A 13,338-nucleotide genomic window follows, 5' to 3' on the forward strand; every position below is an offset into this window, starting at 1 on the left:
CCAGCCTCAGAACGGGCCGGTACATTTCTGATCATTCGCTTGCGGCACAATTCCGGCGATTTCCATCTCGAACTCGTATGCGGATGAAGATTCCAGTGTGAAACCGGCCAGTTCGCCGTCCGACAAGCAGCTCAGCGGTATCTGCATTGTGCGCCAGCCAAGGTTCGCCGCGAGTGCGACGGTCGATGTCAGGTCAATCGCATCGTCGCATCCTTCGCATTGCGGCTTCAGCAGCAATTGCCCCTGCGGCCGTGCGCCGACCTTGTAGGTCAGGTTGAGTGCGCCAGCTTCAGGCAACGCCTGCCGTTTCCAGTCGAAAACGACCGTTCCCGGCGCGCTCCATGTAATCCGGCGCGCATCTTCCTGAGCATCCTTGTCGAAGGCTGCGATGCTAACTGCATTTTCCGGGCTTTTGCCGACCAGGTTGGTCAAGTCCGCTTGCCCGCCTCTATCGGCTGCGCTGGCGGTGATTGCCTGGTTGAGGCCGCGTTCGAAAATGCGCAGTCCATTGGAGAAGTCCTGATTCAGCAACGCGCATTCAAGATCGAGCGCCGGCAAAGCGGGTGAAGCGGCAAAGCTGCCGCCTTGTCCGAATTCGAACAGGTTGCCGCTGTTGGGGGCGCAGTTTGACGGCCAGCCAAAGGCGAGCTTTCCGGTAAAGTCATGGCGCGGCGACCCATCGGCATCTCCGACCAGCACATCGGCGATGCCGGCGCCCTCGGTTCCGGGAAGCCAGGCGGCAACAAACGCGTCGGCAAGCGAGATCTCGCGGTTCACCCATAGCGGTCTGCCGGACAGGAATACGGCGACAGTAGGCACGCCGCGTTCCTTGTATTCGCGCAGCATTTCCAGCCCCTCTTCATCGCGGAAGGCCAGATCTTCGCGGTCGCCCACGAATTCGGCATAAGGTTCTTCGCCAAACACGACGATTGCTGCATCGGGGTTTGCGCCTGCCGCAGAATCGGAGGCTAGCCGGGCAGTGCCGCCGGCCTCCGCCATCGCCTGCGCCAGTCCGGCAAAGATCGAAGTCGCGCCGGGGAAATCGCTGTTGGTCAGTTCGCCGCCGCCCTGCCAGGTGATCGACCAGCCGCCCGATTGAATGGCAATTGAGTCCGCGCCCGCCCCGGCAACTTCGATCGCCGCGTTCGGTTTCAGCGGCAGGACACCGTTATTCTTCAGCAGTACAAGCGATTTTCGCACGGCTTCGCGGGCGATGGCGCGGTGCGCATCAGCCCCGATCACCGAGTAATCACCGGCAAGGCTGCGTTCCGAAGGCCTGGGTTTGCTGAACAGGCCGTAATTCTGTTTGACCTTGAGAATGCGGATAACCGCTTCATCGAGGCGTTCCATCGTAATGGTGCCATCGTTCACTTGTGACAGGAGCGACTGGTAAAGACCCTTCCAGTCTTCCGGAACCATGAAGATGTCGAGCCCGGCCATCAGCGATTGCGGGCAATCGGTATTCGTGCAGCCGTCCAGTTCCCCGTGACCGTTCCAGTCACCAACCACGAGCCCGCCAAAGCCGAGCTCGCCGCGAAGAACATCGGTCAGCAAACGCTTGCTGCCGTGCATCTTTTCTCCGTTAACGGAGGAGAATGATGCCATGACCGTTTGTGCGCCTGCGCCGATTGCCGGCTTGTAAGGTGCAAGGTGCACGCTGCGCAGGAATTCATCGGAACCGGCAGTATTACCGCGATCGATGCCGCCCGTCCCGCCGTCGCCGTAGAAATGCTTGGCAGTCGCGATTACCCGCGTCTGGTCGAGAAAACCCTCGCTTCCAGGCCGGCCTTGCAGACCCCAAATGGTGCTTTCGCCCAGTTTGCTGACCAACTGCGGGTCTTCAGAGAAACTCTCATAGGTGCGGCCCCAACGATCGTCAGTTGCGACCGCCAGTGTCGGGGCAAACGTCCAGTCGATTCCAGTTGCGGCGATTTCAGCTGCCGTCGCCTCGCCGATCCGCTCCATCAGCTCTGCATCGCGCGTCGCGCCAAGGGCAATATTGTGCGGGAAGATCGTTGCGCCGGGAATGTTGCTGTGACCATGCACTGCATCGGTGGCCCATAGTGCGGGGACCGCCGGTTCACCGTTCGCAAGCGGCGCGGAAGAAGCCTCCCAGACAGCGTCGGCCAGCGCCAGCCATTCAGGCGCCGGCGCCAGATCATCGCCGCCGGGCCCGCTATTGCCGCCATTCAGGATCGATCCGAAGCGATAGGTGCGCACATCGTCCGGCGTAATCGTTGAAATGTCGGGCATGATAAGCTGCGCGACTTTCCGTTCGACCGACATCGCCTGAACTATCTGTTCTGCAGACATTGCGGAAAGCGGCACCGCCGATTGTTCGGCGGCTGGCGGCGCATCGGACGCGGCGCTCTGCACCGGCCCCGTATTGCTGCAAGCCGAAAGGGCGACTGCCCCTGCAAGTGTAAGAAATCGCACCCTCATCCCATCCTCTTTAACGTACTGACGCCGTGTTCTTTGAAACCGTCTGGCGCATTGTGTGAACGTTCTCAAAAAGGGGTTTTACAGAGGCGAGATTCAAAAGCAAGCGGCTATCTGGGGCGGGGCAGACTGGCGAGCAGGAACGCGGCCAGCAGGGCTAGGCCGGCAAGCAGGTAAAACAGTCCGGAAAATCCGAACACCGGAACGAGTGCAATCGCCATCCACGGCACAACCAAGGAAGGGCCGGTATTGGTCAGGTTGAATATCCCCAGATCGCGCCCGCGCGTTTGCGGTTTCGGCAAAACGCGCAGGGTCTGCCCGGTGTGCAGCGAGAGGAATACGGATGTTGCTATGCCGAACAGCACATAACCGGCAATGGCAGTTTCGAGGCTGAACGATAGCGCCATAGCGACCAGTCCTGCACTGCCGAGCGCGGCGGTCACGGGCAGGGGCAGGATGGGCCGCCCGGTCCTGTCGGCCCACCGGCCGGTCCACAATGCGACCGGTATCGATGCGATCAGGATCACGCTGAAAATGCGCGCAACCGAACTGTCGGTCATCGATCCATCGACCGAACGGAACCAGAAATACAGATAGGCAAACAGCGCGGCTTCGGAAATCTGGATCAGCAGCCGCGCGAGCCACATCCTGACCACGACAGAGCGGGCGGTTTCGGTGGTCTGGATCAGTTTTTCATCGCTCGCGGTGGGCCGGTTGAGTTCGGGAAACTCAGTCGGGGCACCAAACAGGATTGCCGGCAATACGCATGCCGCAACGATCACCGCCACGATGACCAACCGTGCATCGGGCCCAGCCAGTCCGGGATAGGTCACAATTGCTGCGGCAAGCGCACCTGCAGCTGGCGAAAATGCCAGTAACCCGCCCAATATGCCCTTCTGCCCGTCGGGCACACAGTCACCCGCCCATGCGGCAAGCGGAGCCAGCATCATGTTCAGGAAAACCTGCCAGAGCACGATCAGGCCGATCAGCGTTTCCATATCGCGCGCGTGGGACATGGACACCAGCACTGCGCTGGACAGCCCCAGACCCGCGAGCATCCATGATTTTCGGTTGCGGGTGGCATCGCTGAACCAGCCGAACGCGATGTTGGCGATGCTTGCGGCTACCGCCCCGGCAAAGGCACAATAGGCGAGCCATTCGACATCAGCAGAACCGACCAGCGAGGTTACCTGCATAGGCAGCAGAATCGTCAGAAAAGGGACGTAGGCGATCGCCCCTCCGGCTGCCGCAAGCGCGTAGAGGATCAGGAACCGCGGCGACTGGAAGCGGGGGCGGTCCACCCGTTAGTTGCTGTTGGCAGCAGACCGGTCTGCTGCCGGTCCGGTGGAATCGCGCTCGATCAGTTCTGCCGGGATCACCGTGGGGGCATCGGGCAGGTCTTCGCCGCGTTTGGCGGAGATGATCAGTTCGACCGCACGCGATGATGTGGCAGCGATGGGCTGGTCGATTGCAGTGATCGGCGGCTGCGCGAACCGGGTTGCCGGAGTGTTGTCGAAACTGATGATCGAAAGGTCAGCGGGGACACCGAGGCCAAGTTCCTTCGCAACTTTCAGCACAGCCAGAGCCATCTGATCATTGCTGGCGATGATCGCGGTGGGGCGGGCTGGCTGATCCAGCAATTTACGCGCCGCTTCTAGACCGGACTTGAAAGTGAAATTGCCTTCCGCGCATAGTCCATCGGTGGGAAGACCGGCGTTATCCATCGCGCCGCGCCACCCATCTTCGCGCCATTTGCTCAGCAGGTATTCTGCCGATCCGGTGATGAAACCGATCTTTTTGTGCCCAAGCCGCACCAAATGGTTTGTTGCCAGATGCGCTGCGCCTTCATCGCCCATGATCAGCGGTATTCCGCCGCCCGCGCCTTCCGAACCGATCTGGGCGAATGGAATATTGTGCTCGCGCAGAACGCCGGTGATCAGCGGATTGTCGGAATGGGGCGGGGTCAGGATCACACCGTCTGGTTGCAGCGCGGCAATCGCGGCCTGAAGTTCGCGCTCGACATGATCATTGTGCGTGTCGACCAGTTCGAAAATCAGGCGATAGCCGTATTCGGCGCATTTCAACATGCCACCATACAGCATCTGGTCGACCCAGTCCGAACCCTGACGCGAACGCCAGTCTTCGATTGTCCGCTCGCGGTCGTTCAGCGCAAGAATCAGGTATGACCGCGAACCGCTCATCCGCTGTGCCGCGATCGAGGGGATGTAACCCAGCTTGTCGATTGATGCCTGCACACGCTCCTTCATCTGGGGCCGCACATTGGCTTCGTTATTGATGACACGGCTGACGGTTTGCAGGGAAACGCCCGCATCCGCAGCTACGTGTTTGATCGTTACCGACTGACGTCGCCGCGCCATGTCATTCCTCCGCTGCTTGGGAACACGTGCCTTCCACGCCAGGGGAGGCATCACATTCCCATACGCGCACCCAGTCAATTTCGAAGCGTTTTGGAAAATCGCTTTCCGACACGCCGCCGACGCCCCTTCTTTCCGGCAGTCCGCCGCCAATCGCAAGGTTCAATATCAAATGAAAGGGCTTGTCGAAGGGGGCGTTCGCTTTATCCGAATTGGCGCTCCACCAGCTTTCCGCTTCCTTCACCGCGAATACCGCCCCGTCAAAAGTCCATTCGATCCGGCCCGGCGTCCACACAATGCCATAGGTGTGAAATCCGTCCAGCACGGCGGGCGCGTGCATTTCGGAACTGTTGAGGGAATTTTTCGGCCACAATCCGCCGAAGTGCAGCGTGCCCAAGATGGTGTCTTCCCTGCCGTCCGGACATTCGGCGCATTCCACACCGAGATTGACGGCTTCCATGATGTCGATTTCGCCCGATGCGGCCCACGAACCATAGGCGCTGTCTTCTGGCAGCATCCAGATGGCGGGCCAGGTTCCCTGACCCTGCGGCAATTTCGCTCGCACTTCGATCCGGCCATATTGCCATGCGGCCTTGCCCCGGGTTGCGAGCCGCGCCGATGTGAACGGCTTTGTCGCCAGCGCGTCGGGATCTTCCATCGAACCCCGGATATGCGGTGGATATGCAGGGCCAACATGCCCCTGCTTGCGGGCCGTGATCACCAGCTTGCCGTCTTCGATCGAGGCATTTGCCGGATCATCCACATAGCATTGGCGCTCTTCATTTCCGCCGCCCCAGCAATCCACATCGAACGCCCAATTGCCGCGGTCGATCGCTACGCCGTCGAATTCGTCCGACCAGACCATTTGCCAGCCGCTTTCGTCCCCGGGAATGCGCGCGGTGGAGCGGTCAGGCAGTTGGACGGACGAGATCACTTCGCTCTTCTGCGGCCCGGCCGCACTGCAGGCGGATAATGAAGCACCGAGGATTCCCACGGCGAGACAGGTCAGTTTGTTTTTCATCAGACGGGCATCCCTTAAATTCGCTGCAAATGGAAGCGGGCCCCGGTCATCAAGACAGGGGCCCGCAGGATAGATCATAACACTGGCAGGATTTTTAGAAGTCGAAACGTGCCAGGAAGGTGAAGCGGCGGTCGTTCCGGAACGCCGAACGGGTTACGCGGGTACCGTCAAAGTCGACGACCTGCGTGGTTTCCGTAACTTCGTCGAGCAGGTTAACGCCCTGGATGCCCAGTTTGATGTTGTCGGTCACCGAATAGAAGATCGACGCGTCAAGCTGCCCGGTTGATTCCTGCCAGATTGGCGAGAACGGGAAGATATCGTCACGCGGGGTGATCAGGAAGTCGGAGCGCCAGTTGTATGCCGCACGCAATGCCAGTGGACCCTTCTCGTAGAAGACCGTGGCATTGATCGTGTGTTCGGACAGTCCAGCCACTGGCTGCGCCCCGGTAAAGGCACCGCCGCCGAGTTCGTTGATGCCCGTCGTTACAGAGGACTGACCAACTGCTGCGAGGTTCGGGTTCGAGAAGTCCCCGCCGTCGACGTAGGTATAAGTCAACTGCGTGCCGAGACCGCTGAGCAATCCTGGCAGGAAGTCATAGGTCTGCTGATAGGCAAGTTCGAAGCCCTTCAGATCGCCGCCCTGGTCGTTGACCGGGCCTTTAACCTGAACATCGGTCGATGCACCGCTTGGGCTGGTGTAGTTCACCACTTCAAAGCCGTCATTAACGATGCCCTGAATATCTTTCAGGAAGACCGAGAATGTCAGCGAACCCACTTCGTCGAAATACCATTCGGCCGAGAGGTCGTAGTTCCACGACGTGATCGGCTTCAGGTTGCGGTTGCCTGTCTCCAGGGCAAACAGCGGGCCTGACTCCAAATTGTTTGCCGCATTCAGGGCAACAGTGTTGTCACTGATGCCGCCACCCGCGCGGAACAATTGCAGGTCAGGGCGCGAGATGCCCTTGGAAACTGCTGCACGGAACAGCAGTCCGCCGCCGACATCAAGCTTTGCGTTGAAGCTGGGCAGCCAGTTATCGAAGCGGATTTTGCGGCTATCGTCGAGGATTTCACCGGTGAAGGCAGCTGCAAATTCAGCCAATCTAGCGTCGGACAATTGACAGATACCGACGAGGCTTACCGGGACCACAGCGTTCGGGTTGCTTGGATCGGGGCAGCCGACAGTCAGTTCTGAAACCTGGACAACGCCGTCGCCGTTTCCGCCGCCAACCTGAACGCCATTTTCGATCACAGGCGTGTCGAAACGGCCCGCGTCAGGGAAGCCGATCCGGCCGCCGCTGGTGACGGAAGTTTCAACATAGCGAAGACCGAAATTGCCGACCAAGCTCATGCCGTTGTCAAAATCGTGTCCAAAATCGACCCGGGCATAGGCTGCCTTGGTAGTCTCGGAAACGGTCGAAACTTCGCCGGGGCAATAGACGCCTTCGATGTCACACGGGATAACTTCACCGGTGAGTTCGTCGACCCGGGTCCGGCCGTTCACGCCATAGTTGAAGCGTTCTGGCGACTGGCCGAAGGTCTGAATTTCGTCGAATTGCTGGTCAGTGATTCCATCCAGATATTCGCCGAGGAAATCGTCACCGCCGAAGAACCAGCCGGCACCGTTTTCAATCGGCAGCGGGGTGTTGCCGCGCTGGAAACCGTCATTGAAGGGGGCGCGGTACTGCGAATAATCAGGGAATTCGTCGGTGAAGGCACCGCCTGCAATGGCGAAGTCCTGGCCCGGAAGGCCGGTGAACCAGCGCCCGGGAACGAAGCCGCCGGTTGCTGCGCAGCCAGGGCCATCATTCCATGGCGCGCAGCCCGCACGGCCAGCCCACGGAGCGGACAGATTGCCCCATGTGCTGAAGTTCGTGTTGCGCGTGGTACGGTCACGTTCTGCCCAGCGAGCACCGAAACGTGCCTGGCGGAAAAAGCCATCATCGCTGATGTCGTATTCGGCATCGAAGCGCAGGCTGTCGAGATCGCCTTCGTTCTTTTCACGGCTGTCGAGGCCGAACCAGTAATAGGTGCTTTCACCCGAGGAGAAATAATCCGCTGGTGAGCCCGGAGGCGCGAGGAACTGCACGCTTGGCGTTTTGCCGGACAGGTCGAGGTCGATATTGGCAAAGGTGCTGAGTGCACCGAACACCGAATCCCGGCTGAGCTTGGAATCGATATGCTGTGCTTCGAAGTTGAAGCGCAGGCGATCGGTCGCCTCGAATTTCAGATCGAGCGAGAAGTCTTCGGTTACCGATTTTGCGCTGCGCAGGAAGCGGAGCGAGTCAATCGGAATGCCGCCGCGACCGAACGGGGTTGCGTAGGCATCGCCGAAACGCTGGGTCAGTACGCCGCTTTCGAACACGCCGTTTTCGTCGAACTGCCAGGTGCTGCCATCTGCCGGTGTCGGGAACAGCAGTTCGTCGTCCACACGGGCGATCAGGGCGAATTCTTCGGTGTCGAAATTGGTTTCGGAACGAAGCCATTCAACAGTCGCGAGGAACCGGCCATCGGCGCTTTCGTACTGGCCGACAGCAGAGAACGCTTCGCGGTCACGATCAAGATCGGTCGTGCGAACGCCTGCGCCCTTGGGCACGACCAGCGAGCCTGCTGGCGGGAAATTGGCTTCATCGAAGTTCGGATCACCGACGAAGCCGCCCGATCCGACAGTCAGCGCACGAAGGCACGGCCCATCGAATGTGTCAGCGCGGTAGCAAGGGTCTGCTACTTGCGATGCGTCGGTGCGGCTCTTCAGTTCTGAGTAGGCATAGCCGAGCTGAAGGCCAAAGGAACCACCGTCTGTATTCCAGCTGTTCGAGATCAGTCCGGAAAACTCTGGCGACCATTCTTCGCGAAGGTCGCCGTAATTGGCGCCGATCGTACCTGCGACCTTGAGGCCGTTTGTATCCAGCGGCTTGCGGGTAACCAGATTGACCGTACCGGCAATCGCGCCTTCGACCATGTCTGCAGTGACGTTCTTAAACACTTCGACGCGGCCCAGAAGTTCCGGCGAAATGTCGTTGAAGCTGAGAACGCGGCCACCCGTGGCGGAGAAAATCTCGCGGCCATTCAGTTCCGACCGGACATAGGGGAGGCCGCGGATGATGACGCCGGTGCCTTCGACCGAGAAACGGTCAGGGTCAGTGGTTTTTTCGAAACGGCCGATATTGACACCAGGTACGCGCTGCAAAGCCTCTGCGACCGAACGGTCAGGGAGAGCGCCAATGTCTTCTGCACTAATGGCATCGACAAAAGTGTCTGCGTCGCGCTTGACCGTTTGCGCTGTTCCAAGCGATGCACGGTAGCCGCTGACGACAATGACGGTATCGTCATCCGCCTGAGCCGTTGCTTCTGCTTCGTCAGCTGGAGCGGTGTCCTGCGCCATGGCAGTTCCGGTCATCGCCAGAGTCATGGCGAGCGAAGATGCAGTCCCCAACGCAAAATTACGCAAGGTGGAATTCTTCCGGTCGATCAGGATTTCGCTAGACAATTTTCTCTCCCCAAATGTCATTGCGACGCAACTCATGCGCTCTTGTGGCAGTATGACTAGGCTCAAATGTGAGCGTTCACAAGTGATAAAATGAACGTTCACAAACGGGCATTCGAATGCTAACACTCAAGCGTTTCTGCGGACTTGCAGCCTGTCCAGACACGGCGCTTTGGATTTCAGTGCTCCGGGTGTTGTGCAATTGCAACAGCGAGGTGGCCGTCATCTTGCCGTCTGCTAGATCATGGATAGAGCCATCGATTCGCAGAAGCGGACCGGCATTGAGGGCGATTGGGAGAGGGATTGGAAATGGCGATCAAACGGATCGTAATCGTTGGCGGCGGAACAGCAGGCTGGATGGCCGCTGCTGCGCTTTCGCGGCTCAAGACCGGACATGATCTGGATATCGTCCTGATCGAATCCGAGGCCATCGGGACAGTAGGCGTCGGCGAGGCCACGATCCCGCCATTTGTCGAATTCAACCAGTTGATCGGCGTCGACGAGCAGGATTTGCTTGCTGCATCGCAAGGGTCGTTCAAGCTCGGCATCCAGTTCGAGAACTGGGGCAGGAAGGGCGACAGCTACATCCACCCGTTCGGTGCATATGGTTACCAAATGGGCGGCATCGCCTTTCACCAGGTGTGGCACAAGTTTCGCGGTGATGGCGACAAGCGCCCTATCCAGGTCTTCAACGTCGAAACCATGGCTGCCTATTTCGGCAAGTTCGCGCGCAGTGCCGATTTCCAGCGCGACGATGTCCCGCCCATTAATTATGCCTATCACCTTGATGCAGGGCGCTATGCCGCGCTGCTGCGGCGGGTTTCGGAAGGGCGCGGCGTGGTCCGCAAGGAAGGCCGGATCGGCGACGTAAAGCTGGACGGCGAAACGGGCCATGTCGCCTCTGTCGTTATGGAAAGCGGCGAAGACGTGTCCGGCGACCTCTTCATCGACTGTTCGGGTTTCCGCGGATTGCTGATCGAGCAGGCGCTGGAAACAGGGTACGAAGAATGGACCCGCTGGCTGCCTTGCAACCGGGCGGTTGCGCTGCCTTGCGGCCGTGACGACGGGGCGCCGCCGCCGCCTTTCACGAAGGCAACGGCGCATGATGCGGGTTGGCAGTGGCAGGTTCCGCTGCAGCACCGCAACGGCAATGGGCATGTCTATTGCAGCGATTATATGAGCGATGATCAGGCACTTGATATTCTGGTAGGCAATCTGGCGGGCAAGCCTGCCGCCGATCCCAATTTCCTGCGGTTCGTAACCGGACGCCGGAAGAAGTTCTGGAACAAGAACGTGGTCGCACTCGGCCTTTCGGCCGGATTTATGGAGCCGCTGGAGTCGACATCGATCCATCTGATCCACACCGGGATCAACAAACTGATGGCGCTGCTTTCGCTGGACGGGATCAGCCAGACACAGGAAGATTCGTTCAACCGTCTGACTGCGAAGGAATATGCGCGTATTCGTGACTTCCTGATCCTGCATTACAACGCGACGGAACGAGACGACACCGAGTTCTGGAATTATTGCCGCACCATGGACGTGCCTGACTCTCTTACTGAAAAGGTCGAGTTGTTCCGGCTGAATGGCCAGATATTCCGCGAGGAAGACGAACTGTTCACGGAAACCAGCTGGGCTGCGGTGATGATGGGACAGCGCATCGGCATGGGCGGCAACAATGCCATCGCCAACACTCTGGATGTCGCCGACACGCGCAAGGAACTCGATGAAATGGAAAAGTCGATCAGATTCCTTGTCCAGAAAATGCCTGGCCACGGCGAATACCTGCAACGCTACTGCCCCGCGCCCGCCTGATCACTGCGGCAGAAAGCAGGGGGAGGGCTTGCATTCGCCTGAACGCCGAGCAATGACCGCGGCGAATGGGTGTGGAGAGAACATGACACGTACCGCGAGCCGTCACCGCGTGACGTCGTTCGACGTTGCCGAGAAAGCCGGTGTGAGCCAGTCGACCGTGTCGCGCGCCCTTGCGGGTTCCAGCGCGATAACGGAACCAACGCGGGCGAAAGTCATGCAAGCAGCCGAAGAACTCGGCTATGTGGTTGACGAACGGGCTGCGCGGCTGCGCCGGGGTAAAACCGGCACTATCGCGGTGGTGGTCATTGGTCGGCCCGACGAAGCGGCAAGCGATGTGAACCCGTTCTATTTCTCGCTGCTTGGCAGTGTGTGCGCGGCAGCAGCAGCGCAGGGGTATGAAACACTCGTTTCGTTTCAGTCCGAGGCGGAGCAAATATTCGGTCGGTATGAAGAACGCGGCCAGGCGGATGCGGTTATCGTGATCGGCACGACGATCAACGAGGCGGCCTGGGAATATTTTCACGATCTTGCCGGTGATGGCCGGGCTGTCGCTTTCTGGGGCTCTCCGTTCGATGATCTCGAATGGGTGCGGTCGGACAATTACGAAGGCGGCATGCTTGCGACACGCGAATTGATCAACGCCGGGTGCCGCAAGATTGTCCATATCGGGGCGATAGATTCGCCCCAGCAGCAATTCCGCGAGCGACACGAGGGTTACTTGGCCGCGATGAAGGAAAGCGGGCTTGAACCGGTCCTGCAGTCGGTCGACGACACGCTGGAACGCGAAGATCAGGGCCGCCGCGCTGCTTCGCTGCTGGCCGATAGCGATACCGAATTCGACGCGTTGTTCATCGCCTGCGATTCCATCGCGCTTGGCGCGCTGGATGAATTGAATGATCGAGGCATCTCGGTTCCGGGTGACTGCTCGCTGATCGGTTTCGACGGCATCCGGGCCGGTCAGCACAGCAACCCCCCGCTAACCTCGATCGAACCCGATTTCGACGTAGCCGGTGCAATGCTGGTGCGCACCGCATTGGGTGAAGACCAGGCGGCCGAACGCCGCGTGCCGGTGCGTCTCGTCCATCGCAGCAGCGTTCGCCGCGGCTGAATTCGGCCTTTCGCCGTCAGCCCTTAACGGTCAGCTTCATTTCCGCCTGCGGCATCCCGAAAATGCCCATCACCGGGTGCGGTTCATAGGGCGCCTCGAGCCGCTTGATCTCGTCTTTGGACAACGAAACGTCGAGGGCTGCGACCGCATCCTCGATATGTTTGGGCTTGGTCGCGCCGATGATCGGGCTGGTGACCTCTGGTTTGTGCAGCACCCATGCCAGCGCGATCTGGGCCATGGGCAGACCGCGTTCCTTCGCAAGAGCCTCCACCGCCTCCACAACCTTGCGGTCGTTTTCCTGCGTGCGCGCATACAGCGCCTTGCCGACCAGGTCGCTTTCGCTGCGATTGGTGGTGCTGTCCCACGGCCGGGTCAGCTTGCCGCGCGCCATCGGACTCCACGGCATCACCGCAATTCCTCTATCGGCGCACAGGGGCAGCATTTCGCGCTCCTCCTCGCGGTAGATCAGGTTTACATAGTTCTGCATCGATACAAACTGCTTCAGCCCCGCCTGCTCGGCAATGTGCAGCATTTTCTGGAACTGCCAGGCGTACATGGATGACGCTCCGACATAGCGGACCTTGCCAGAACGGACGATTGCGTCGAGCGTATCGACAATCTCTTCCATCGGTGTGTTCGGGTCCAGCCGGTGGATCTGATAAAGATCGATGTAGTCGGTCCCCAGCCGGCGCAGGCTGTCATCCACTGCATGCATCAGCGCCTTGGCAGACAGGCCGCCAGTGTTGGGTGCCTGACGCCAGCGGAAGAACCCCTTGGTCGCGATAACCACTTCATCGCGGTTGGCCATTTCCTTCAGCAGTTTGCCGACATATTCTTCCGACGTGCCGCCAGAATAGGCATTGGCGGTGTCGAAGAAATTGATCCCGGCTTCCAGCGCCTGCCGGATGAATGGGCGCGAACTGTCCAGATCCATCGCCCAGTCATGCCCTTCGGCCGCTGCATCGCCAAAGCTCATGCAGCCGAGGCACAGGCGTGAAACGGTAAGGCCGGTGTTTCCGAACTGGACGTATTTCATGGTGGTCTCTCTCTAGATTGTTCGCACAGCCTAGCACGCGGTACCAGACATCCAAGCGCA

The 13,338-nt window shown here is 59.7% G+C and carries 8 protein-coding genes; 2 read left to right on the plus strand and 6 right to left on the minus strand.

The window, feature by feature from the left end:
* Positions 1-6 precede the first annotated feature (6 nt).
* From GRI43_RS00070 to GRI43_RS00090, 5 genes are all read right to left on the minus strand, one after another.
* Positions 7-2,442, minus strand: a complete 2,436-nt coding sequence (locus GRI43_RS00070) for a glycoside hydrolase family 3 protein (RefSeq protein WP_235903546.1) — start codon at positions 2,440-2,442, stop codon at positions 7-9.
* Between the two features lie 107 nt (positions 2,443-2,549).
* The gene (locus GRI43_RS00075; protein ID WP_160729098.1) at positions 2,550-3,740 is read right to left on the minus strand and encodes an MFS transporter; all 1,191 of its coding nucleotides are present in this window, start codon (positions 3,738-3,740) and stop codon (positions 2,550-2,552) included.
* A 3-nt stretch (positions 3,741-3,743) separates the two neighbouring features.
* A complete protein-coding gene (locus GRI43_RS00080; protein WP_160729099.1) occupies positions 3,744-4,817 on the minus strand; it encodes a LacI family DNA-binding transcriptional regulator in 1,074 nt (357 codons plus the stop codon).
* Position 4,818: 1 nt separating this feature from the next.
* Positions 4,819-5,835 carry a glycoside hydrolase family 16 protein gene (locus GRI43_RS00085; protein WP_160729100.1) on the minus strand — a complete coding sequence of 339 codons (1,017 nt, stop codon included), beginning with the start codon at positions 5,833-5,835 and terminating at the stop codon, positions 4,819-4,821.
* A 94-nt stretch (positions 5,836-5,929) separates the two neighbouring features.
* A complete protein-coding gene (locus tag GRI43_RS00090; protein WP_235903547.1) occupies positions 5,930-9,322 on the minus strand; it encodes a TonB-dependent receptor in 3,393 nt (1,130 codons plus the stop codon).
* Positions 9,323-9,628: 306 nt separating this feature from the next.
* Here GRI43_RS00090 and GRI43_RS00095 point away from each other — a divergent pair, with 306 nt between their 5' ends.
* Positions 9,629-11,134 (plus strand): tryptophan halogenase family protein, encoded by a 1,506-nt coding sequence (locus GRI43_RS00095; protein WP_160729102.1) that lies wholly within the window; start codon positions 9,629-9,631, stop codon positions 11,132-11,134.
* Positions 11,135-11,216: 82 nt separating this feature from the next.
* Positions 11,217-12,242, plus strand: coding sequence for a LacI family DNA-binding transcriptional regulator (locus GRI43_RS00100; protein ID WP_160729103.1), 1,026 nt, complete (start codon positions 11,217-11,219; stop codon positions 12,240-12,242).
* A 16-nt stretch (positions 12,243-12,258) separates the two neighbouring features.
* On the opposite strand, the gene GRI43_RS00105 is transcribed toward GRI43_RS00100, so the two are convergent.
* Positions 12,259-13,278 (minus strand): aldo/keto reductase, encoded by a 1,020-nt coding sequence (locus tag GRI43_RS00105; RefSeq protein WP_160729104.1) that lies wholly within the window; start codon positions 13,276-13,278, stop codon positions 12,259-12,261.
* Positions 13,279-13,338: the final 60 nt, after the last annotated feature.

Source organism: Pontixanthobacter luteolus (assembly GCF_009828095.1).
GTDB lineage: Bacteria > Pseudomonadota > Alphaproteobacteria > Sphingomonadales > Sphingomonadaceae > Pontixanthobacter > Pontixanthobacter luteolus.

Excerpts from the sequence above, each read along its gene's own strand:
- GRI43_RS00070 (WP_235903546.1), bottom strand. The coding sequence starts at position 2,442 with ATGAGGGTGCGATTTCTTACACTTGCAGGGGCAGTCGCCCTTTCGGCT.
- GRI43_RS00080 (WP_160729099.1), bottom strand. The coding sequence starts at position 4,817 with ATGGCGCGGCGACGTCAGTCGGTAACGATCAAACACGTAGCTGCGGAT.
- GRI43_RS00085 (WP_160729100.1), bottom strand. The coding sequence starts at position 5,835 with ATGAAAAACAAACTGACCTGTCTCGCCGTGGGAATCCTCGGTGCTTCA.
- GRI43_RS00095 (WP_160729102.1), top strand. The coding sequence starts at position 9,629 with ATGGCGATCAAACGGATCGTAATCGTTGGCGGCGGAACAGCAGGCTGG.
- GRI43_RS00100 (WP_160729103.1), top strand. The coding sequence starts at position 11,217 with ATGACACGTACCGCGAGCCGTCACCGCGTGACGTCGTTCGACGTTGCC.
- GRI43_RS00105 (WP_160729104.1), bottom strand. The coding sequence starts at position 13,278 with ATGAAATACGTCCAGTTCGGAAACACCGGCCTTACCGTTTCACGCCTG.